The following is a 20,730-nucleotide window of genomic DNA, read 5'->3' as shown; positions in this document are numbered from 1 at the left end:
TTCGAGAAACCATCGACAAACGCCGCGCTCCGGTCGCCCATCAGAACTACACTGAATTGGGCCCGGCCTCGGCCTCTGCGCTCCACGGTGAGCGAGCCGAGCCCGGCCGAACTCAGCCAAGCCCAGCAAAACAAACCTAGATGGAGTGCCCCATGCCCTACAACCGTCGCTCGAAGAACATTACCGAAGGCGTTGCACGCTCGCCGAACCGTTCGATGTTTTACGCCCTCGGCTACGAGAAGGACGACTTCGACAAGCCGATGATCGGCATCGCCAACGGCCACTCGACCATCACGCCGTGCAACGCGGGCCTGCAACGTCTGGCCGACGCAGCCGTGGCCGCCATCAAGGGCGCCGACGCGAATCCGCAGATCTTCGGCACGCCGACCATCTCCGACGGGATGTCGATGGGCACCGAAGGCATGAAGTACTCGCTGGTATCGCGCGAGGTGATCGCCGACTGCATCGAGACCTGCGTGCAGGGCCAGTGGATGGACGGCGTCGTCGTGATCGGCGGCTGCGACAAGAACATGCCGGGCGGCATGATCGGCCTCGCGCGCATGAACGTGCCGGGCATCTACGTGTATGGCGGCACCATCCGGCCGGGTCACTGGAAAGGCGTCGATCTGACCATCGTGTCGTCGTTCGAAGCGGTCGGCGAATTCACGGCCGGGCGGATGTCGCAGGAAGACTTCGAAGGCGTCGAGCGCAACGCGTGTCCGTCGACCGGCTCATGCGGCGGCATGTACACCGCCAACACCATGAGCTCGTCGTTCGAGGCGCTCGGCATGTCGCTGTTGTATTCATCGACGATGGCCAACCCGGACCAGGAGAAAGTCGACTCGGCGGCCGAGTCGGCGCGCGTGCTGGTCGAGGCCGTCAAGCGGGATCTGAAACCGCGCGACATCATCACGAAGAAGTCGATCGAAAACGCCGTGGCCGTCATCATGGCAACCGGCGGTTCGACCAACGCGGTGCTGCACTATCTGGCCATCGCGTACGCGGCGGAAGTGCCGTGGTCCATCGAGGACTTCGAACGCATGCGCAAGAAGGTGCCGGTGCTGTGCAACCTGAAACCATCGGGCCAATACGTGGCGACGGATCTGCACAAGGCCGGCGGCATCCCGCAGGTCATGAAAATCCTGCTCGATGCGGGTCTGCTGCATGGCGACTGCATCACCATCACCGGCAAGACGCTCGCCGAAGAACTCAAGGATGTGCCAGGCAAGCCACGCAGCGATCAACAGGTGATCTTTCCGATCGACAAGGCCCTCTATGCCGAGGGCCATCTGGCCATTCTGAAGGGCAATCTGGCGGAGGACGGCGCAGTGGCCAAGATCACCGGCTTGAAGAATCCGGTCATCACGGGGCCCGCCCGCGTGTTCGACGACGAGCAAAGCGCGCTGGAAGCGATTCTCGCCGACAAGATCAAGGCCGGCGATGTGGTCGTGCTGCGCTACCTCGGCCCCAAGGGCGGCCCCGGCATGCCGGAGATGCTGGCACCGACTTCGGCAATCATCGGCAAGGGGCTCGGCGAGAGCGTCGGGCTCATCACCGATGGCCGGTTCTCCGGCGGTACATGGGGCATGGTGGTGGGACACGTCGCGCCCGAGGCGTTCGTGGGCGGCGCGATTGCCTTCGTGGAAGAAGGCGATTCGATCACCATCGACGCGCACAAGCTGCTACTGCAACTGAATATCGACGATGCCGAACTGCAACGCCGCCGCGCCACCTGGCAACCACCGGCGCCGCGTTACACGCGCGGCGTGCTGGCCAAGTATTCGGCGCTGGCGCAGCCCGCCAACAAGGGGGCAGTGACCGGATGAAGCGCGCCGCGTGACTATGAAACTGCCGGCAGGTTGGCTCACCTGATGACGGCGGTATAGGACGGCAACAAGCGCAAAGGGGCGCACGGAAAACCGTGCGCCCCTTTCCTTTTATAATGCGTCCACCACGAGTCGGGCACGAGCCCCGGCGGAGACCAACATGAAATCAGCATCGTGTGCAGCACTCGCCCTGGCGGGTGCCTTGGCGATCAGCGGCCCCGCGCAGGCAGAGTCAGCGCCGGGGCTGCAGCTTGCCCAGCAGCAGAACTGCATGAGTTGTCATTCGGTGAGCCGCCAGTTCATGGGACCGGCGCTGCGTGAAGTGGCCGCGAAGTATGGGGCGCGGCCCGATGCGGCTACCTATCTGGCGCACAAGATCATCGACGGCAGCACCGGCGTGTGGGGCGTGGTGCCAATGCCCGCCAATACGCAACTCACGCCGGACCAGGCAACCACCCTAGCCGGCTGGATTCTCACTTTGAAGTGAGACCGGCGTCGTTCGAACGGCGCGCCAACTCTTCTTCAACGGCTTCCCGCACCCAGCCGGTCATTTCCGTTTCGAGCGCGAGTGCGACCTCGCGCGTAATCTGGCTCACTAGCCACGTCGTGTGATCCTGCAACGCATCACGGCAGCGTGCTTCGATCACGGCGCGCCCTTCACCCGTCAGATAACTGGCAAACCGTCCACGCAGGCGGTCGGCGATCACATCCGCATCGAGACTCGGCGTTGCCGCTGACGACGCCCGTGCAAAGTGAAATGCGGAGCTGGGTTCGAACGGTTCCGGCACCTCGGGCAACTCGAACGGCGCGGGCGGCTCGGACAACTCGAAGGCTTCGATCTGGGCGGCGGTGACGGAGTGGACGGTGACGCCATCTGCCGGTTCGGCGCCCGTGGCCGGAGCCGCCGGTGGAACCGCAGACGGAGCCGCCGCCGGGGTTGCGCGGGCATGCGTGGGATGGCCCGGCACGAGTACTTCCTGCAAAACCGGGATCGAGTTATCCAGCGTTGAATCGGATGTATCGGGCACGGTTAGCCTCCGTCGATGAAGCGGGCGTTGAGCCGCCGTTGACGCACCGGGTAACACCCGCGGCGACCCCGCAACTTTATCCGCCCTGTTTGTAGTTGTTCAAAGCATAGCCGCGATCGCGGTAGAAACGGTAGCGTTCGCGGCCAGCATTCAGCTCGTCGTGTGCGTTACCGACCACTTCCAGCAATCTTTCGAAGCGCGCGAACTGCGCCGGCACCTCGGCGCCCAGATTCAGCAGCACTTGATAGTGCGGCACATGGTCGAGGTTCGTGGCCAGCACGATGGGAGTTTGCGCGGCGAGCGCGCTGTCCGCCATGCAGTGCGGCACGAAGTCGAGCGGAGAAAACGTCCAGAGCTGCTCGTCGAACGCGCGCAGCCGCGGCGGCTCGGCCAGCACGATGGTGGGCTGGCCAGCAAGATAGGCTTTGCGAACCAGCCGGCAGGCGTACAACAGCGAATCGCCGACGTTCGAGTGGAAATCGATTCTCGTCATCGGCAACTCCGCTGCCGCCCGGTCATGTGCGCACTCAAAACCTTACTGAGGCGTGCATGGCCGGGCGTCTTTCCAGTCAGACTGAGGGGCGCAGTGTCGCGCCCGCAGGTACTGCTTCGGGTCATTATGCAGCGCGACCGTCGGCGGCACCGGCAGCCCGGTCAATCAGGAACTGCGACAGCAGCGGCACCGGACGGCCCGTTGCGCCCTTCGCCGCGCCGCTCTTCCATGCCGTACCGGCGATGTCGAGGTGAGCCCACGGATAGGCTTCGGTGAAGCGCGACAGGAAGCACGCCGCCGTGATGCTGCCGCCCGGACGGCCGCCGATGTTGGCGAGGTCCGCGAAGTTCGACTTCAGCAGGTCGTGGTACTCGTCGTCGAGCGGCATGCGCCATGCCGGATCCGATGCCTCGCGTGCCGCGTCGAGCAGTTCGCCCGCCAGCGCGTCGTCCTTCGCGAACAGGCCACTGTTGTGATGGCCGAGCGCGATCACGCAGGCGCCCGTAAGCGTGGCCACGTCGATCACTGCCGCGGGTTTGAAACGCTCTGCATAGGTCAGCGCGTCGCACAGGATCAGACGGCCTTCGGCGTCCGTGTTCAGCACTTCGATCGTCAGGCCCTTCATGCTGGTGACGATGTCGCCCGGCTTGGTGGCAGTGCCGGACGGCATGTTCTCGCAGGTCGGCACGATCACCACGAGGTTGATCTTCAGGCCCATTTCCGCGACCGCGCGCATCGTGCCGAGCACCGAACCCGCGCCGAGCATGTCGTACTTCATCTCGTCCATGCCTTCGCCCGGCTTCAACGAAATGCCGCCGGTGTCGAACGTGATGCCCTTGCCGACCAGCACCACCGGAGCAGCCTTGGCGGCCGCGCCCTGGTACTGCAGCACGATGAATTGCGGCGGTTCGACCGAGCCACGCGTGACCGACAGGAACGAGCCCATCTTCAACGCTTCGAGCTGCTTCTGGCCCAGCACTTCGACCTTCAGCTTCCAGTCTTTGGCGAGCTTCTTCGCGGTGTTGGCGAGATACGTGGGGGTGCAGACGTTGCCCGGCAAGTTGCCCAGGTCGCGCGTCAGATCCATACCGTTGGCGAGTGCCGCGCCCTGTTTGGCTGCCAGCTTGGCGGCCTTTTCATCCGCGCTGTCGACGCTGAACACAATGCGCTTGAGCGCGCGCGGCGTGGTGTCCGGCTTGCTCTTCATCTGCGTGAAGCGGTAGGTCAGCTCACGCAATGCGACGATGGCTGCACGCACGGCCCAGTCGGCCGAACGTTCGAGGATGGGCAGCTGGGCCAGCGTGAACGTGACCTGGACCACCTTGGTGCCGAGCAGTGCGCGCCACGCGGCCCGCACGGCGTCGCCGTAGGCTTTCTGGTTGAAAGCGTCCTGCTTGCCGAGGCCTACCAGCAGGACACGTGAAGCGCCGATGCCGGACACTTCGTGCAGGAACAACGTGGTGCCGCTCTTGCCGTCCATGTCACCGGCTTTGATGATGCGGGTCAGGAGACCCTTGGTGGCCGCATCGATCTCCAGTGCGGCACCCGACAGCGTTTGTGACTCGAAGATGCCGATCACGATGCAATCGGACTTTCCAGTCAGGAACCCGTTTGACGAGCCTTTGCTCCAATCACAGGCTTTTATGCTAAAGTCCATCGCGCTTGTCCTCGGATAAAATCTGGGCTTAGGATGAAAGCCGCAATTATCCGCTATTTTTCCCGCGGCGGTAGCACGGCAGGTTGAACGAGAACGACCGGGCCTTCTGTAACACGCCGGGCCGCCCAAAATTTTCCGCCCTGCAGGACGTCCCCGCGCTGATGGAAGTCCTCCGCCCCGAAGCAAGTCCCCTCGTGGGATCGGGAATGGGAATTGCCCCTCTGAGGGGCCTCGCGCAACGCGGCAGGTTGGGGACACTCTCTAGGCACGCAGCTCTTCACCAATAATGATTTTTGAACGCTCTCTCCAGCGCGAACTCGCGTACACGGCGGGCGCCGTGTTCATGGTTCTCCTCACGCTCGTGCTGACGACGATGATGATCCGGATCGTCGGCTTCGCCGCTTCCGGTGAGATCGATCCGCGCGACGTGCTGGTCCTGATCGGCCTGACCGTGATCGGCTATCTGGCCATCATGCTGGTCGCGACCCTGTTCGTGTCCATCCTGTTCGTCCTCACACGCTGGTACAAAGACTCCGAAATGGTGGTCTGGCTCGCCTCGGGCGTGAGCCTCACGCGCTTCATCCGGCCCATCGCCGTGTTCGCGACACCCATCATCATTCTCATCATGTTCTTCGTGTTCGTCGGCTGGCCGTGGTCGAACCAGCAGAGCAAGTTGATCCGCGCGCGCTTCCAGCAGCGCGACGAGGTCTCGCTGCTGGCGCCGGGGCAGTTCCGCGAATCGGCGGTGAGCCATCGCGTGTTCTTCATCGAAAAGATGACGCCGGATCAGGCGCACGTCGAGAACGTGTTCGTCACGAGCACCGAGAACGGCAAGGTCAACGTGGTGGTCTCGAAGACCGGCCACACCGAAACGCAAAAGAACGGCGACCGCTTCGTGGTGCTCGAAAATGGCCGCCGTTATGACGGCGAGCCGGGCAAGCCCGATTTCCGGATCATGGAATTCGAACGCTATGGCGTGAAGATCCAGAGTCAGCCGGTGGTCAACAGTCCGACCACCACAGGCACGCCCACGCTCGACCTGTTCCGCAACCCAACGCGCGACAATCTGGCCGAGTTCGCCTGGCGCGCCGGGCTGCCGCTGATCGCCATCAACCTGATGCTGCTGGCCATCCCGCTGGCTCACCAGAATCCGCGGCGCAGCCGCACCATCAATCTGGTGATGGCAGTGCTCATTTATCTGACGTATTCGAATCTGTTGAACGTGGTGCAGTCGTGGATCGAGCAGGGCAAGCTGTCGTTTCCGGTGGGGCTCGTGGGGCTGCACATCATCGTGTTCGCGATCGTGGCGTTCATCTTCTGGCTGCGCGTGCGCAATCGTCCGCTGATCAGCCGGGCGACCTTCCGACGTTCGTCGCAGGGAGCCTGATCGATGCGCATCTATGAAAAGTACTTCGCGCGTCAGGTCTACCTCTCGTTCATCTTCATCCTGTTCGCGTTCTCGGGCCTGTTCTTCTTTTTCGATCTGATCAACGAACTGAACTCGGTTGGCCACGGTAACTACAAATTCCAGTACGCCGTGTTGCGGGTCGCCCTGCAAACGCCGTCGCGCTTCTACGAAATCATTCCGGTGGCGGCCTTGATTGCCGCGATCTATGTGTTTGCGCAGATGGCCGCGAATTCCGAGTACACGATTTTCCGCGTGTCGGGTCTCGCGACCAATCAGGCGCTGCGTTCGCTGTTGAAGATTGGCATTCCGCTGGTGTTCCTCACGTATGTGATCGGCGAAGTGATCGGCCCGTACACGGATCAACTCTCGGAGCGGGTACGGCTCGAAGCATTGGGCTCGGCGGTGTCCACCAACTTCGAATCCGGCGTATGGGTGAAGGACACGCTGACCGCGCGAGCGGACGGCGAGCAGGTCACACGCTTCGTGAACGTGGGCAAGTTGCTGCCGGACGCGTCGATTACGGAAGTGCGCATCTACGAATTCGACTCGAAGTTCCGCCTGTCGAACGTGCGGATTGCGCAGAGCGGCCGCTACCAGCCGCCGGGCCACTGGTTGCTGAAGGACGTGACGGACACGCAATTGATCGACGTGGCACCGCCGGTGCCGGGCAAGCCGACCGATGCGCTGAATCCGGTCTACCGCGCGAGCCAGACCACCGTCCCTGAATATTCATTGCGCTCGGAATTGACGCCGCAGATTCTGTCGGTGCTGCTGGTGTCGCCGGACAATATGTCGATGTTCAACCTGTTCCGCTACATCCAGCATTTGCAGCAGAACCATCAGGACACACAGCGCTATGAAATTGCGCTGTGGCGCAAGCTGCTGTATCCGTTTGCGGTGCTGGTGATGCTGGTGCTGTCGTTGCCGTTTGCGTATCTGCATACGCGCGCGGGTGTGGTGGGTGTGAAGGTATTTGGCGGGATCATGTTGGGTATGAGCTTTCAGCTCTTCAATACCTTGTTCTCGCACATGGGGATGTTGAATACCTGGCCGGCGCCTTTGACCGCAGCGACGCCGGGGTTGCTGTATCTGGTATTAGGGCTGGTTGGCCTGAAGTGGGTGGACCGGCATTAGGGGTGGGTTTATGGCCTTGCATGGCATTGTGCTGTTTGGTCATGGCGCGCGGGATGCCCGGTGGGCAGAGCCGTTCGCGCGGCTGGCCGACAAGCTGCGGGTGGCTCATGGCGCCGCTGGGCCGGTCTCGTTAGCGTTTCTTGAGTTGATGGAGCCGGATTTGCCGGCTGCGGTTGCCACGCAGGTGGCCGCTGGGTGTGGTGTTGTTACGGTTGTGCCGGTTTTTTTTGGGCAAGGCGGGCATGTGAGGCGGGATTTGCCTGCGGTGATCGATGTTTGTCGATCTGCTCATCCTGGCGTGGATATTCGGTGTGTTACTGCCGTTGGCGAAGATGATTCTGTTCTTGATGCGGTGGCGGCTTTTTGCATTCGGCAGGTGATTTAAGGTTTTGGTTTTTCGTTTTTGCCTGCGGCGCTGTTTTGGCCTTTCCTTGATTTCTTATTGGTTTATTTGCGTTGCCCCTGTGCGGGGCGGCACTCACTTTTCTTTGCCGGCCGCAAAGAAAAGTAAGCAAAAGAAAGCGGGCTCAAACCGCTAGCTCGTAGGTGTCCACCTCGCCGCTTCCGCGGCATTGGTCCGAGACGAGATCATCCCTCGCAGTTCCACCCTTCGTGACCCAGCTGTCATCCGCTCCAGCGTCGCGCTCCGCGCCCCGCCGACAGGCATAACTCCCCCTGGTCGCGTTGGCTGTTCGCTCGAAACTTCGGCATCCAAACTAAACAATCAGCTCGCGTACATTTAGCAACGCCGAGGGAAGGCACGCCCTCCGCGCACCTTGGCTTTCCCAAGCAAACCCGACCACGACGCGCGGAGTGCGGAGTGGGATGGATGAGCGCTGTGTCACGGAGGGGGGAATTGCGGGGGAAGGTCTCGTCTCGGACCAATGCGTCGAGAATTGCGAGGGAGACACCTAAAAGCTGGCGGTTTGAGCCCGCTTTCTTTTGCCTACTTTTCTTTGCGGCGGCAAAGAAAAGTAGGTGCTGCCCCGCACAGGGGCAACGCAAATAGACCGACAAGAAAACAAGGAAAGGCCGAAGCACCAAAGAGACCAACGACCAAACAAGCGCCGCAAGCAAAAAAGCTTAAGCCGCGCTCAACAACCCTTCAACAGAAGAAAGATCAGAAGACGACGATAAAGAAGAACCTCTCTCAGCAAAAGCCTCCCCAATCATAAGAAGACTAGGCTGCAAAGCATCAAGCCACTCCTGCGCGTCACCAGCAGCCAACCCGGACAACGTCAAAGTCAAACACCGCTCCCGAGGCGTACTACACGCCTCAACGATCGCCACGGGAGTAGCCCCACTCCGCCCTGCGGCAATGAGCTCCTGAGCAATCTCAGGCCCACTATCCCGCCCCATGTAGAACACCAGCGAATCCGCGTTAACCTGCTCCCGAATCGCTTCGGTATCCGCCGCCCGGCTATGGGTCGCCAGCGCCACACTGCGTGACACCCCTCGCAAGGTCAACGAGCGACGCAGCGACGCGGCACTCGCCAGCGCCGCCGTGATGCCCGGCACCACCTCATACTCGATACCTGCCGCTTCCAGCGCTCGCATCTCTTCATCGGCGCGTCCGAACAGCATCGGGTCCCCACCCTTCAGACGCACCACCACGGCATGTTCCTGCGCCGCATCCACGATCTGCTTGTTGATGAACTGCTGCGCCGTCGAGCGTTGCCCGCAGCGCTTGCCCACCGCTATCCTGCGTGCATGCGCAGGCGCATAGTCGAGCATCGCGGGCTCGACCAGCGCGTCGTGCAGCACCACATCCGCCATGCCCAGCAGCCGTGCGCCACGCACCGTGATGAGATCCGCTGCCCCCGGCCCTGCACCGATCAGATACACCTTACCCATATGCCTCGACCCCGGTCGTCCGCTTCGCGCGCAATCTCCCGCCACGAGCGGCCGCCCATCCAATGAATCACTCAGGATTAATGCTGCATTAACTCAGGCAGAAAATGCACGAATCATGCCGGCTGCCACGGTGTGATGCGTGGCTTCGTCGATCAGCACGAACGCGCCCGTGCCCTGATGCGAATCGTACACATCGCACACCAGCGGCTTTTGCAGCGTCAGCGCCACGCGCCCAATGTCGTTCATCGTCAGGTCATGGCGATCCGTGGCGTGCGAGAGCGTATGCACGTCCAGCACCTGCTTGATCGCGCCAATGCGCGCAAACACCGTGTTGGTGGTCTGCTTCAGCAGATACTTGCGCTGCGTCGAGAGCGGCGTGTCGTCGAACCAGCACAGGTCGGCTTCGAGCTTCTTCGCCGGTTCCGGTGCTTGCGGGCGCAGCACGAACGTATCGCCGCGCGACACGTCCACGTCTTCCGCCAGACGGATCGTCACCGTCTGACCAGCAAACGCGCGGTCCACCTGCGATGTGCCACCCGGCACCGGCGCGATGATCTCCGCAACCGTCGCTTCACGATTGGCCGGTAGCACGACGATCGTGTCGCCCACTTTCACTTCGCCCGCTTCGATACGGCCCATGTAGCCGCGGAAATCGTCGGCCTGGCTGCCATCCTGACGCGCGACCCATTGCACCGGGAAACGCAGCGCCTGGCCCGTCGGAATCTCCACCGGCAATGCTTCGAGCAGATCGAGCAGCGGCTCGCCGGCGTACCACGGCATGCTTTCGCTGGCCGTCACGATGTTGTCGCCCTTCAGCGCCGACACCGGCACGAAGCGCACGTCGTTCAAACCCAGTTGACGCGCGAGTTCGACATACGCATCGCGAATCTCGTTGAAGCGCGTTTCGCTGTAGTCGACCAGATCCATCTTGTTGATCGCCACGATGGCATGTTGCAGGCCGAGCAGCTTGACGATCGCGCTATGACGCTTGGTCTGCGGCAGCAGTTGCGCAACGCCCTTCTCGTCGAAGGTCACGCGCGTGGCGTCGACCAGGATGATCGCCGCGTGCGCGGTCGACGCGCCCGTCACCATGTTGCGCGTGTATTGCTCGTGACCCGGCGTGTCGGCAATGATGAACTTGCGCTTGGCGGTGGCGAAGTAACGGTACGCCACGTCGATCGTGATGCCTTGCTCGCGCTCTGCTTCGAGGCCATCCGTCAGCAGCGACAGGTCGATCTCGTCGCCCACCGTGCGCTTGTTCTTCGCGCGCGACAGCGCCGAGAGTTGATCTGAAAGCACAGCCTTGCTGTCGTACAGCAGACGTCCGATCAACGTGCTTTTGCCATCGTCGACGCTACCCGCAGTAATGAAACGCAGCACGCCGAGGTCTTCTGGTTGGTGAATACCGCTCATGATTGTCTTGCCCTCGTTCGTGTGCTTAGAAATAACCTTGCTTCTTACGCTGTTCCATCGCGGCTTCGGAGACCTGATCGTCCATCCGCGTCGCGCCGCGTTCCGTGATTTCGGTCACGGCCGTTTCGGCGATGATCTTCTCCAGATCGTCCGCATCGCTTTCCACCGGGCACGTGCAGCTGATATCGCCCACGGTACGGAAACGCACCAGCGCGGTTTCGCTGGTCTCGCCTTCACGCATCGGCGTGAGCGGCGTGACCGGCACCAGCAGGCCGTTGCGGCGCACGATCTCGCGTTGATGCGCGTAGTAGATGGACGGCAGTTCGAGTTGTTCGCGGGCAATGTATTGCCACACGTCCAGCTCGGTCCAGTTGGAGATCGGGAACACGCGCAGGTGTTCGCCGTTGTGCAGACGCGCGTTATACAGGCTCCACAGTTCCGGACGCTGGGCCTTGGGGTCCCACTGACCGAACTCGTCGCGGAACGAGAAGATCCGCTCTTTGGCGCGGGCCTTTTCTTCGTCGCGGCGCGCACCGCCAATCAACGCGGTGAACTCGTGTTCCGCGATGGTTTCGAGCAGCGTCACGGCTTGCGCGGCGTTACGCGAATCCGTTTCGCGGCGCAGACGCACCGTGCCACGCTTGATCGAATCTTCGACGTGACCCACCACCAGTTCCGCGCCGATTTCCTTGGCACGGCGATCGCGGAAGTCGATCACTTCATCGTAGTTGTGGCCCGTGTCGATGTGCACCAGCGGGAACGGCAGCACGGTCTTGCGATTCGCGCCGAGACCAAACGCTTTCAACGCCAGATGCAGCACGACGACCGAGTCCTTGCCGCCCGAAAACAGCAGCGCGGGTTTGCTGCACTCCGCAACCAGTTCACGCAGGATGTGAATCGATTCTGCTTCGAGCCAGTCGAGGTGATCCATCCGGTTTGCCGTATTGGTAAGCGGTGCGTTGACAGTGGAATCGAGCGTGGTGCTCATGTTCTGCATCCTTCTTTGATTCGCATCGCGAGCGGTATCTCGCGTCACGTAAATAATCTCTCGGAATCGGCGACGGCGCTCAGGCCGAAGCGTTTTCGCTGATAACTGCAATCGGAATCGTGGTGATGTGCAAGCCGCATTCCTTCGTATCGCGCGACTCCCACCACCAGCGCCCGGCCCGGCTATCTTCGCCAGGACGAATGGCGCGCGTGCACGGCTCGCAGCCAATGCTCGGATAGCCGCGTGCATGCAGCGGATTGACCGGCACGTCGAAAGCGTTCAGATACGCCCACACGTCCGTTTCGGTCCAGTCCGTCAACGGATTGAACTTGGCGATGTTGCGCGCGGCGTCGTGCTCTTCCTCGTGCAACTCGGCACGCGTCACCGACTGCTCGCGACGCTGCCCGGTCACCCAGGCGCTCACGTCGGAAAGCGCGCGATTGAGCGGCTCGACCTTGCGGATTTCGCAGCAGCGCTTGCGCAGATCGACGCTTTCGTAAAACGCATTCAGACCATTCGACGCCACATACTCATCCACCGCAGCGGCTTGCGGATGAAACTGTTCGATCTCGTAGCCGTAGCGCTCTTTCACGCGATCCAGCATGCCGAGCGTTTCCGCATGCAGACGGCCCGTGTTCAGCGAGAAAATGCCGATCTTCACGTTGCGCGACAGAATGGCGTGCGTGAGCAGCATGTCTTCGGCTGCAAGACTGCTCGCGAGCTTCACGTTCTCGTGACGCGCCGCGATCGAATCGAGCAAGCTGTTTAGACGCTCGATTTTGGCAGTCAGTTCCGGCGTGACAGCGGTTGCGGTACTCATGCCGATGCCTTTTGCAATGCAGCGGCGGTGGCAGCAGCAGCCGCTTCGCGATGACGGAACAGCGGCGACGGATCGTCGAACGCGCCCTGATACTGCACGGTGAATTCGTCGAACGCCTTCAGTGCGTCGTGCGGGTCCCGGTCGGCACGCACTGCGTACGCATCGAAGCCGCAACGGAACATGAAGCGCAGTTGATCGCGCATCACGTCGCCAATGGCGCGAATCTCGCCCTTGTAGCCGTAGCGTTCGCGCAGCAGACGCGCGATGCTGAAGCCACGGCCGTCGCGGAACACCGGAAAGTCCACGGCGATCAGCGCAACCTTGTCGAAGTCGCTAACAATATCCGCGGGTTCGCTATCCGGCGCGAGCCACACCGCGATATCCGCGGCACCACGGGTAGCCGTCAATGCTTCACGTTCGGACTGCCACAACGTCAGCGGCACGATCAGCTTGCCTTGCGGCAACGCTGCCACGTCCGGCAGGCTGCCGTCTTCCGCTGCGCGCACCACCGTCCAGTCATCGCTGACAACGGCGCGGTTCTTGATGATAGAAGCCATCTGTTCAGTATCCTTTGTCGCGGTTACGCGTGAGCCGGTTGACGCGAGGCGTACACGCGTTCCTTGAACGGGGTGATGCCGATGCGGTTGTACGTTTCGATGAAGCGCTCGCCTTCGAAGCGGTTTTCCACGAACGTATCAATGACCTTCGACATCACGTCCGGCATTTCTTCCGCCGAGAACGACGGGCCGATCACGCGGCCGAGGTGCGCGCCCGTGGCGCCCGTACCCTGCTCGCCGCCGAGCGTCACCTGATACCACTCCGAGCCGTCCTTATCGACGCCCAGAATGCCGATGTTGCCGACGTGGTGATGACCGCAGGCATTGATACAGCCCGAGATGTTCAGCGACACGTCGCCGAGGTCGTACACGTAGTCCAGATCGCTGAAACGCTCCTGAATGGCGAGCGCAATCGGAATCGACTTCGCATTGGCCAGCGAGCAGAAGTCACCGCCCGGGCACGCAATGATGTCGGTCAGCAAGCCGATGTTCGGCGTCGCAAAACCTTGCGCCTTGGCTTCGCCCCACAGTTCGAACAGATCGCGCTTCTTGACGTTCGCCAGAATCAGATTCTGTTCATGCGAGACGCGAATCTCACCGTACGAATACTGGTCGGCCCAGTCGGCCACGGCTTCCATCTGCGTGTCGGTGGCGTCGCCCGGAGCAATCGTGGCGGGCTTCAGCGACAGCGTCACGGAAGCATAACCCGCCACCTTGTGCGGACGCACATTGCGCTCGACCCAGCGGGCAAACGCGCGGTTTTCCAGCAGATGCTTCTCGAACGACGGTTCGTTGTCCGGCAGCCTGTCGTACTGGGGCGGCTGGAAGTATTGCGACACGCGGTCCACTTCGGTTTGCGTGAGCGTCGACGGACCGTCTTTCAGGTGCTGCCATTCTTCTTCGACCTGCGCCGAGAATTTCTCCGGGCTCAGCGCCTTCACGAGAATCTTGATGCGCGCCTTGTACATGTTGTCGCGGCGGCCGTAGCGGTTGTACACACGCAGCACGGCTTCGCAGTAGGTCAACAGATGTTGCCAGGGCAGATCGCGACGGATGATGGCGCCGATGATCGGCGTGCGGCCCATGCCGCCACCGGCCAGGATATCGGCCACCAGTTCGCCCTGCTCGTTCTTGCGCAGGTACACGCCCATATCGTGGATCTGCACGGCGGCGCGGTCTTCCTTCGAGCCGGACACGGCGATCTTGAACTTGCGCGGCAGCCACGCGAATTCCGGATGGAACGTCGACCATTGACGCAGGATTTCCGCCCAAGGACGCGGATCCACTTCTTCGTCAGGTGCGACGCCAGCGAACTGGTCAGCGGTGATGTTGCGAATACAGTTGCCCGAAGTCTGGATGCCGTGCATCTGCACGGAGGCCAGCTTCGCGAGGATTTCCGGCGTCTCTTCGAGCTTGATCCAGTTGTACTGGATGTTGGAGCGCGTCGAGAAGTGCCCATAGCCGCGGTCGTGCTCGCGGGCGATGCGCGCCAGCATGCGCATCTGGTCGCTGCGCAGGTTGCCGTACGGAATCGCGATGCGGTGCATGTACGCATGGCGTTGCAGGTAGAGGCCGTTCATCAGACGCAGCGGACGGAACTCTTCTTCGCTCAATTCGCCCGACAGCCGACGACGAACCTGGTCGCTGTATTGTGCGACGCGTTCGTCAACGATGGTCTGGTCGTACTGATCGTATTGATACATTCGGGGACCCCAGGTTTTCGTAACACGCGGCGCTCCGACACGTCGCGCAGACGGTCTGTCCTTGTTTTCGGGTTGCGTCTGAACAGGATCGCTTAGACCCCCTGCTCATTCCCTAATGACAAAAACAGATATCCATATTGAAAAAGATCAAGGAATCGTAATAAACTCCCTTTATATTTCAAACGACTAAAAAATTCTTTTTATATGCTAAGAGGTTATATATGAATCTGCACCAGTTTCGCTTCGTCCGCGAGGCCGTACGGCAGAACTTCAACCTCACGGAAGCCGCCAAGGCGCTGTACACGAGCCAGCCTGGCGTCTCCAAGGCAATCATCGAGCTGGAAGACGAGCTGGGCGTCGAAATCTTTACCCGGCACGGCAAGCGGGTCCGTTCGCTGACCGAGCCGGGGCGCATCATCCTCGCCTCCGTGGAGAAGATCCTCCAGGAAGTCGAGAGCCTGAAACGGGTCGGTAAGGATTACGCGGCCCAGGATCAGGGCAACCTGATCATCGCCGCCACGCACACGCAGGCAAGGTACTCACTTCCGGCCGCTATCGCAGAATTCAAGAAGCGTTTCCCAAAAGTTCACCTCTCCATCTTGCAAGGCAGCCCGACGCAGGTGGCCGAGATGGTCATCCACGATCAGGCGGACATTGCGATCGCCACCGAGGCCATCTCCAACTATAAGGAACTGATCTCGCTGCCCTGCTTCAGCTGGCATCATCTCGCGGTGATGCAGCCGGATCACCCGCTGCTGGACCGCAAGCAACTGTCGCTCGACGATCTGGCGCAATTCCCGCTGATTACGTACGACAACGCCTTTGCCGGCCGCAGCAAGATCAACGAGGCGTTCCGGCTGCGCGGGCTTGCGCCGGACATCGTGCTCGAAGCCATTGATGCGGACGTGATCAAGACGTATGTGGAACTGGGCCTGGGCGTGGGCATCATGGCCGATATCGCCTTCAACGCCGAGCGCGACCGCCATCTGCGTGCCATGCCGGTTGGCCACCTGTTCGGCAGCAACGTGACGCGGCTCGCGCTGAAACAGGGCGCGTATCTGCGCAGCTATGTGTATACGCTGGTTGAATTGCTGTCGCCGAGCATGAACCGCAAGCTGATCGAGCAGGCGCTCAAGGGTGAGCATGAGACTTATGAGCTTTGAGGGGTTGGGATCAGGTTGGGTTGAGTTGGGTTGGGGCGGATCATTCCTGCTACAGTAAATGCCCCTTCCCCCGGCAGCCGTCCCTATCATGCGCACCACCCGAGCCATCCACGCCGTCGAACGGTTGAAGACCCGCAGCGGCAATCCGCAGTTCGCGGCAGTCAGTCTGTCGGGCGGTCTGTTTTATCTGGTCGACAAGACGGGCGGCGCGGACAAGAAAGTCTCGGACCCGTTGCCGCTCGACGATTTCGTCAAATTCGTGGACGCTTTCGGACCGCCCAAGCCGCGCAAGGCCAGCAAGCTCGACCTCGCGTTCGAAGAGCAGATCAGGAAAAGCAGGAGCTGACGAGCGCTCACCAGCAGCGCAACCGGCCGCGTGAAAGCCTGATAGTCCGCCGCGCCTTATCGGCACAGCGGCGGCGCCCGATGCAAGGCGTCGTTCTCGATCACGTTCACGCCGCGCGTATCGTCGCTCAACACTTCGGTCACCAGCGCCCGCGCCACCCGTTCGACGGACACCGAGCGCCACTTCAGCGGCAGATACAGTCCCACGCGCCGTGCCACGCTTTCCAGCGGACGGCTTTCGGTGCGCTCGCCCATCAGAAACGAGGGCCGTACGATGGTCAGCGTCGGATAGTCGAGCTTTTTCAGCCCTTCTTCGACATTGCCCTTGACCCGGCTGTAGAAGGTGCGCGCCTGCGGATCGGCGCCGATCGCGGTGACGATCGCGAAATGCGCGGCCCCGTGGCGCCGTGCGATGCCCGCAATCCGCAGCGGATATTCGTAATCCACCTTGCGAAACGCAGCCTGCGAACCGGCCGTGCGAATGGTCGTCCCCAGTGCACAGATCACGGCGTCCACGTCGAACACCTCGGCATCCGCGTCGGGCCAGTCATAGTCGATCACATGTTCGACGACGCGGTTGGTGGCGGTGCCGGCCACGCTGCCCGTCACCGCGGCCCCTGACGCACGCCGCACCAGTTGGCGCACCTCGCTCACCCGGTCGTCACGGGCAAGCAAGCGAAGGCAGGCACTGCCCACGAGACCGGTGCCGCCCAGCAGCAGGACGGTCTGTTTGCGAACGGCATGAGACTGGCTGAGCACGGGAGAGGTCGACATGCGTGAATCCGTCAGAATGAACACGGTTGCATCTTACCGCGCCTCGGACACTTGTTCCGCACCCTCCCGCTTGACGCTCATTTCCCCCTCATACGCTCGTGCCGTTAATCTCCGTCAACCGCCGTTGACCTCGCGATACGCCCCGTCCGCAGCGCTGCTCGCCAGCACCGCTTCGATGAAATGCAGCCCGGCCACACCGTCATCGACGGTGGTGAGCAACAGGCTTTCCGGCGGTGGCGCGCGGCCCGCGTCCAGCGCGTCGATCTGCAACGCAGCGTCCGTATAGAGCTGTGCGAACGCTTCCAGATACCCTTCCGGATGCCCAGGCGGGACACGCGTCGCATGCGCGGCGACCGCGCTCTTCACACGTCCGCGCGTCAGACGCTGCGCAGCGCCGCCGAGCGGCGTGAACCACAGTTCGTTCGGATTCTCCTGATCGAACATGAGGCCTGCCTTGGTGCCGTACACACGCAGCCGTAGCCCGTTCTCCGCGCCGCTCGCCACCTGGCTCGCCCACAGCATGCCGCGCGCGCCGTTTTTGTAGCGGAGCATGGCCTGGATGTGATCGTCGACGCGGCGTCCCGGCACGAACGTGTGCAGTTCGGCAGAGAGCGTCTCGGGCAGCATGCCGGTGACGAATCCCGCGAGGTGATACGCATGGGTGCCGATATCGCCGAGGCAGCCCGCGGGCCCCGCGAGCTTCGGATCGGTGCGCCAGCCGGCCTGTTTGTTCGTGCCGGTCGTCTCCAGCGGTTCCGACAGCCAGTCCTGCGCATACTCCACCTGCACCACGCGGATCTCGCCCAACTCACCCGCCTCCACCAGTTCCCGCGCATGCCGCACCATCGGATAGCCGGAATAGGTATGCGTCAATGCGAAAAGCTTTTTCTTCTCGCGCGCGAGCTTCGCCAGCGCCTGTCCTTCCGCGAGCGACACCGCCAGCGGTTTATCGCAGATCACGTGGATGCCCGCTTCGAGAAAGGCCGTCGCCACTGGCGCATGCAGATGGTTCGGCGTGACGATGGCCACGGCGTCGATGCCGTCGTCCTTGCGGGTGGCCTCCGCCTGCGCCATCTCGCGCCAGTCGGCGTAGCTGCGCGCAATGCCCGCTTCCGCCGCGCTCGCCTGCGCGCGCTGCGGATCCGACGACAACGCGCCCGCCACCACTTCGAAGCGATCGTCGAGGCGCGCGGCGATCCGGTGCACGGCGCCGATAAACGCGCCCTGCCCGCCGCCCACCATGCCTAGCCTTAACTTTCTTGTCATGGGAGATGCTCCTGAAATGAGACCTTTGATCTGGTCACAACGGTGGTCAAGGCGGTGGCCACGGCAGTGCCCACCACCGCACCCGCGGCATGGCTCAGCACGCCGGCTTCAGATACCCAGCACCCGCTTGAGTTGTGCCGTATCCGCGCCGCTGCCCGCGAAATCGTCGAACGCATGTTCGGCGACCCGAATGATGTGACGGCGAATGAATTCCGCGCCTTCACGTGCGCCGTCCTCGGGATGCTTCAGCGCGCATTCCCATTCCAGCACGGCCCAGCCCGGGAAATCGTATTGCGCCATCTTCGAGAAGATCGCGCCAAAGTCGATCTGCCCGTCACCCAGCGAACGGAAGCGTCCGGGGCGCTCGGTCCACCCGCTATAGCTGCCGTACACCCCGGCCTTGCCAGTCGGGCGAAACTCCGCATCCTTCACGTGAAAGACCTTGATGCGCTCGTGATAGATGTCGATAAAGGACAGGTAATCGAGTTGCTGCAACACGTAGTGGCTCGGATCAAAAAGGATATTCGCGCGACGATGTCCGTCCACTCTTTCCAGAAAACGCTCGAACGTCACGCCGTCGTGCAGGTCCTCGCCGGGGTGCAGTTCATAGGCCACGTCCACGCCGGCTTCATCGAACGCGTCGAGAATCGGCCGCCAGCGGCGAGCGAGTTCATCGAACGCCGTCTCAACCAGACCCGCCGGACGCTGCGGCCACGGATACACGTACGGCCACGCCAGCGCGCCCGAAAACGACACGTGCGTATCGAGCCCCAGCCGCCGCGACGCCTGCGCGCACAGCTTCAACTGCTGGATGGCCCATTCCGTGCGCGCCTGCGGATTGCCGCGCACGTGCGGCGCGGCGAAGCCGTCGAACAGCACGTCATACGCCGGATGCACGGCCACCAGTTGCCCCTGCAAATGCGAAGCCAGTTCGGTGATCTGCACGCCCGCGTCGGCCACGGTCCCGAGCAGTTCGTCGCAATACGTCTGGCTCGACGCGGCCTTTTCAATGTCGATCAAGCGCGAATCCACCGGGACCTGGATGCCCGCATAGCCCAGACTTGCGGCCCACGTCGCCATGTTTTCCAGCGTGTCGAAGGGCGCCTTGTCGCCCAGGAACTGAGCCAGATAGATGGCTGGCCCCTTGATGGTCTTCATCGTATTGCTCCTCGCTCAAAGGAAATGACGCCCGCCGTCAGACGGGCGACGTTGTCGCATACGTCAGAACGGCGAATCGGGGAAGTAGTACTCCTTGGCATTTTCCTTGGTGACGAGCACCGACGGCACGATCGTCGTGGCCGGCAGCTTCTCGCCTTTCAGACGTGCTTCGGCGGTGAGCTTGATGGCGTCGTAGATGAACTTCGGCGAATACGTGACGTCGGCATTGATGAGCTTGTCGCCATCCATCACGCGCTTGATCATCTCTTTCGAACCCGCGCCGCCCAGCACTTCCTTGATGTCGGTACGCTTGGCCTGGTCGATGGCTTTCAGCACGCCCACGGACATGTCGTCGTCCGAAGACCACACGGCGTCGATGTGCTTGAAGCGCGTCAGATAGTCCTGCATCACCTTGAAGGCGTCGTCACGGTTCCAGTTGGCGTACTTCGCGTCGAGCACCTTCACGCCGGGACACGCCTTCAACGCCGCTGAAAACGCGTTGTAGCGCTCGTTATCGAGCGTGGTCGGAATGCCGCGCAAGGCGACGATGTCACCCTTGCCGTCCAGCGACTTGCAGAAGTACTCGCCCGCGAGCCGGCCAAACGCGGTGTTGTCACCCGCCACGTAGGCATCCTGCGCGCTGGTATCGGTCAGGCCGCGATCCACCACCGTCACGTAGATACCCTTCTTCTTCACCTGCGCGACCGGCTGGGTCAGCGAAGCCGATTCGTGCGGGAAGATCACCAGTGCATTGATCTTGTTGACGGTGACCATGTCCTGCAACTGGTTGGCCTGTTCCGGCGCACTTGCCGAGGTCTTCAGGATCACTTTCAGGTCGGGGTGCGCTTTCTCCATATCCTCCTTGGCCTTGTTCGCCCACCAGTCGATGCCGCCCGTAAAGCCGTGATCGGCGGTCGGAATCGCCACGCCCAGAATCACCTTGTCGTCGGCGCGCGCGGCGCCCGCTGTGCCCAGTATCCCCAACGCCAGCACGCCGGCGCTGATCGCTCGAATGACCTGCTTCATGTCGTGTCTCCTTTGTCGAACCGAGTTGGCGCTTCAGCGCTTTCTCCAATCCCATGCAACATCGTTGCGTTTATGAGGCGCTCAACCCGCCCCGGATTTTTGAACTGCCTTGCTCTG

Annotated in this window: 20 protein-coding genes; 7 read left to right on the top strand and 13 right to left on the bottom strand. The window is 62.1% G+C overall.

The window, feature by feature from the left end:
• The first annotated feature begins 152 nt into the window (after window positions 1–152).
• Both ilvD and D0B32_RS20755 read left to right on the top strand, forming a co-directional pair.
• Window positions 153–1,826 carry a dihydroxy-acid dehydratase gene (ilvD, locus tag D0B32_RS20760; protein WP_117336149.1) on the top strand — a complete coding sequence of 558 codons (1,674 nt, stop codon included), beginning with the start codon at window positions 153–155 and terminating at the stop codon, window positions 1,824–1,826.
• A gap of 160 nt (window positions 1,827–1,986) precedes the next feature.
• On the top strand, window positions 1,987–2,313 hold the full coding sequence (locus D0B32_RS20755; RefSeq protein ID WP_117336148.1) for a c-type cytochrome: 327 nt from the start codon (window positions 1,987–1,989) through the stop codon (window positions 2,311–2,313).
• Here the strand turns inward: D0B32_RS20755 and D0B32_RS20750 are convergent.
• The 3 genes from D0B32_RS20750 to D0B32_RS20740 form a co-directional block, all read right to left on the bottom strand.
• On the bottom strand, window positions 2,300–2,854 hold the full coding sequence (locus D0B32_RS20750; protein ID WP_259295078.1) for a DUF2486 family protein: 555 nt from the start codon (window positions 2,852–2,854) through the stop codon (window positions 2,300–2,302). The two genes, D0B32_RS20755 and D0B32_RS20750, sit on opposite strands and share 14 nt — an antisense overlap.
• A gap of 76 nt (window positions 2,855–2,930) precedes the next feature.
• Window positions 2,931–3,347, bottom strand: coding sequence for a DNA polymerase III subunit chi (locus D0B32_RS20745; RefSeq protein ID WP_117336147.1), 417 nt, complete (start codon window positions 3,345–3,347; stop codon window positions 2,931–2,933).
• A 124-nt stretch (window positions 3,348–3,471) separates the two neighbouring features.
• Window positions 3,472–5,004 (bottom strand): leucyl aminopeptidase, encoded by a 1,533-nt coding sequence (locus D0B32_RS20740; RefSeq protein ID WP_117336146.1) that lies wholly within the window; start codon window positions 5,002–5,004, stop codon window positions 3,472–3,474.
• A 286-nt stretch (window positions 5,005–5,290) separates the two neighbouring features.
• Here D0B32_RS20740 and lptF point away from each other — a divergent pair, with 286 nt between their 5' ends.
• Genes lptF through D0B32_RS20725 form a run of 3 tightly spaced genes read left to right on the top strand, consistent with a single transcriptional unit; the run spans window position 5,291 to window position 7,931 of the window.
• On the top strand, window positions 5,291–6,391 hold the full coding sequence (gene lptF / locus D0B32_RS20735) for an LPS export ABC transporter permease LptF (protein ID WP_117336145.1): 1,101 nt from the start codon (window positions 5,291–5,293) through the stop codon (window positions 6,389–6,391).
• Between the two features lie 3 nt (window positions 6,392–6,394).
• Window positions 6,395–7,546 (top strand): LPS export ABC transporter permease LptG, encoded by a 1,152-nt coding sequence (gene lptG, locus D0B32_RS20730; RefSeq protein ID WP_117336144.1) that lies wholly within the window; start codon window positions 6,395–6,397, stop codon window positions 7,544–7,546.
• 10 nt (window positions 7,547–7,556) lie between these two features.
• Complete coding sequence (locus D0B32_RS20725) at window positions 7,557–7,931, top strand: sirohydrochlorin chelatase (protein ID WP_117336143.1); 375 nt, start codon at window positions 7,557–7,559, stop codon at window positions 7,929–7,931.
• A gap of 698 nt (window positions 7,932–8,629) precedes the next feature.
• Here the strand turns inward: D0B32_RS20725 and cobA are convergent.
• From cobA to D0B32_RS20695, 6 genes are all read right to left on the bottom strand, one after another.
• On the bottom strand, window positions 8,630–9,400 hold the full coding sequence (cobA, locus tag D0B32_RS20720) for a uroporphyrinogen-III C-methyltransferase (protein ID WP_117336142.1): 771 nt from the start codon (window positions 9,398–9,400) through the stop codon (window positions 8,630–8,632).
• A gap of 93 nt (window positions 9,401–9,493) precedes the next feature.
• Window positions 9,494–10,813, bottom strand: a complete 1,320-nt coding sequence (locus D0B32_RS20715; RefSeq protein ID WP_117336141.1) for a sulfate adenylyltransferase subunit 1 — start codon at window positions 10,811–10,813, stop codon at window positions 9,494–9,496.
• Between the two features lie 25 nt (window positions 10,814–10,838).
• A complete protein-coding gene (gene cysD, locus D0B32_RS20710) occupies window positions 10,839–11,801 on the bottom strand; it encodes a sulfate adenylyltransferase subunit CysD (protein ID WP_117336140.1) in 963 nt (320 codons plus the stop codon).
• 79 nt (window positions 11,802–11,880) lie between these two features.
• Window positions 11,881–12,621 carry a phosphoadenylyl-sulfate reductase gene (locus tag D0B32_RS20705; protein WP_117336139.1) on the bottom strand — a complete coding sequence of 247 codons (741 nt, stop codon included), beginning with the start codon at window positions 12,619–12,621 and terminating at the stop codon, window positions 11,881–11,883.
• Window positions 12,618–13,178, bottom strand: a complete 561-nt coding sequence (locus D0B32_RS20700; RefSeq protein ID WP_117336138.1) for a DUF934 domain-containing protein — start codon at window positions 13,176–13,178, stop codon at window positions 12,618–12,620. The genes D0B32_RS20705 and D0B32_RS20700 overlap by 4 nt, the downstream gene beginning before the upstream one ends.
• A gap of 23 nt (window positions 13,179–13,201) precedes the next feature.
• Complete coding sequence (locus D0B32_RS20695) at window positions 13,202–14,881, bottom strand: nitrite/sulfite reductase (protein WP_117336137.1); 1,680 nt, start codon at window positions 14,879–14,881, stop codon at window positions 13,202–13,204.
• Between the two features lie 221 nt (window positions 14,882–15,102).
• On the opposite strand from D0B32_RS20695, the gene D0B32_RS20690 reads away from it, so the two are divergent.
• Window positions 15,103–16,044 carry a CysB family HTH-type transcriptional regulator gene (locus tag D0B32_RS20690; protein ID WP_117336136.1) on the top strand — a complete coding sequence of 314 codons (942 nt, stop codon included), beginning with the start codon at window positions 15,103–15,105 and terminating at the stop codon, window positions 16,042–16,044.
• An 88-nt stretch (window positions 16,045–16,132) separates the two neighbouring features.
• Window positions 16,133–16,390 (top strand): hypothetical protein, encoded by a 258-nt coding sequence (locus D0B32_RS20685; RefSeq protein ID WP_117336135.1) that lies wholly within the window; start codon window positions 16,133–16,135, stop codon window positions 16,388–16,390.
• A 56-nt stretch (window positions 16,391–16,446) separates the two neighbouring features.
• Here D0B32_RS20685 and D0B32_RS20680 read toward each other — a convergent pair whose 3' ends face one another.
• The 4 genes from D0B32_RS20680 to D0B32_RS20665 all read right to left on the bottom strand — a co-directional run bounded on the left by D0B32_RS20680 (window position 16,447) and on the right by D0B32_RS20665 (window position 20,613).
• A complete protein-coding gene (locus D0B32_RS20680) occupies window positions 16,447–17,163 on the bottom strand; it encodes an NAD(P)H-binding protein (RefSeq protein ID WP_117336134.1) in 717 nt (238 codons plus the stop codon).
• 114 nt (window positions 17,164–17,277) lie between these two features.
• A complete protein-coding gene (locus D0B32_RS20675) occupies window positions 17,278–18,429 on the bottom strand; it encodes a Gfo/Idh/MocA family protein (protein ID WP_259295077.1) in 1,152 nt (383 codons plus the stop codon).
• 108 nt (window positions 18,430–18,537) lie between these two features.
• Window positions 18,538–19,587: a sugar phosphate isomerase/epimerase gene (locus D0B32_RS20670; protein WP_117336132.1), complete on the bottom strand. Its 1,050-nt coding sequence runs from the start codon at window positions 19,585–19,587 to the stop codon at window positions 18,538–18,540.
• Between the two features lie 63 nt (window positions 19,588–19,650).
• The gene (locus tag D0B32_RS20665; RefSeq protein WP_117336131.1) at window positions 19,651–20,613 is read right to left on the bottom strand and encodes a substrate-binding domain-containing protein; all 963 of its coding nucleotides are present in this window, start codon (window positions 20,611–20,613) and stop codon (window positions 19,651–19,653) included.
• Window positions 20,614–20,730: the final 117 nt, after the last annotated feature.

Origin of the sequence: Paraburkholderia sp. DHOC27, assembly GCF_003429005.1 — a bacterium.
GTDB lineage: Bacteria > Pseudomonadota > Gammaproteobacteria > Burkholderiales > Burkholderiaceae > Paraburkholderia.
The sequence above is the reverse complement of the archived record's forward strand: the minus strand, read 5'-3'. Positions and strand labels throughout refer to the sequence as shown.

Excerpts from the sequence above, each read along its gene's own strand:
- D0B32_RS20740 (WP_117336146.1), bottom strand. The coding sequence starts at position 5,004 with ATGGACTTTAGCATAAAAGCCTGTGATTGGAGCAAAGGCTCGTCAAAC.
- D0B32_RS20705 (WP_117336139.1), bottom strand. The coding sequence starts at position 12,621 with ATGAGTACCGCAACCGCTGTCACGCCGGAACTGACTGCCAAAATCGAG.
- lptF (WP_117336145.1), top strand. The coding sequence starts at position 5,291 with ATGATTTTTGAACGCTCTCTCCAGCGCGAACTCGCGTACACGGCGGGC.
- D0B32_RS20675 (WP_259295077.1), bottom strand. The coding sequence starts at position 18,429 with ATGACAAGAAAGTTAAGGCTAGGCATGGTGGGCGGCGGGCAGGGCGCG.
- D0B32_RS20725 (WP_117336143.1), top strand. The coding sequence starts at position 7,557 with ATGGCCTTGCATGGCATTGTGCTGTTTGGTCATGGCGCGCGGGATGCC.
- cysD (WP_117336140.1), bottom strand. The coding sequence starts at position 11,801 with ATGAGCACCACGCTCGATTCCACTGTCAACGCACCGCTTACCAATACG.
- D0B32_RS20715 (WP_117336141.1), bottom strand. The coding sequence starts at position 10,813 with ATGAGCGGTATTCACCAACCAGAAGACCTCGGCGTGCTGCGTTTCATT.
- D0B32_RS20685 (WP_117336135.1), top strand. The coding sequence starts at position 16,133 with ATGCGCACCACCCGAGCCATCCACGCCGTCGAACGGTTGAAGACCCGC.
- ilvD (WP_117336149.1), top strand. The coding sequence starts at position 153 with ATGCCCTACAACCGTCGCTCGAAGAACATTACCGAAGGCGTTGCACGC.
- lptG (WP_117336144.1), top strand. The coding sequence starts at position 6,395 with ATGCGCATCTATGAAAAGTACTTCGCGCGTCAGGTCTACCTCTCGTTC.
- D0B32_RS20670 (WP_117336132.1), bottom strand. The coding sequence starts at position 19,587 with ATGAAGACCATCAAGGGGCCAGCCATCTATCTGGCTCAGTTCCTGGGC.
- D0B32_RS20755 (WP_117336148.1), top strand. The coding sequence starts at position 1,987 with ATGAAATCAGCATCGTGTGCAGCACTCGCCCTGGCGGGTGCCTTGGCG.
- D0B32_RS20695 (WP_117336137.1), bottom strand. The coding sequence starts at position 14,881 with ATGTATCAATACGATCAGTACGACCAGACCATCGTTGACGAACGCGTC.
- D0B32_RS20690 (WP_117336136.1), top strand. The coding sequence starts at position 15,103 with ATGAATCTGCACCAGTTTCGCTTCGTCCGCGAGGCCGTACGGCAGAAC.
- D0B32_RS20700 (WP_117336138.1), bottom strand. The coding sequence starts at position 13,178 with ATGGCTTCTATCATCAAGAACCGCGCCGTTGTCAGCGATGACTGGACG.
- D0B32_RS20745 (WP_117336147.1), bottom strand. The coding sequence starts at position 3,347 with ATGACGAGAATCGATTTCCACTCGAACGTCGGCGATTCGCTGTTGTAC.
- D0B32_RS20680 (WP_117336134.1), bottom strand. The coding sequence starts at position 17,163 with ATGTCGACCTCTCCCGTGCTCAGCCAGTCTCATGCCGTTCGCAAACAG.
- D0B32_RS20665 (WP_117336131.1), bottom strand. The coding sequence starts at position 20,613 with ATGAAGCAGGTCATTCGAGCGATCAGCGCCGGCGTGCTGGCGTTGGGG.
- cobA (WP_117336142.1), bottom strand. The coding sequence starts at position 9,400 with ATGGGTAAGGTGTATCTGATCGGTGCAGGGCCGGGGGCAGCGGATCTC.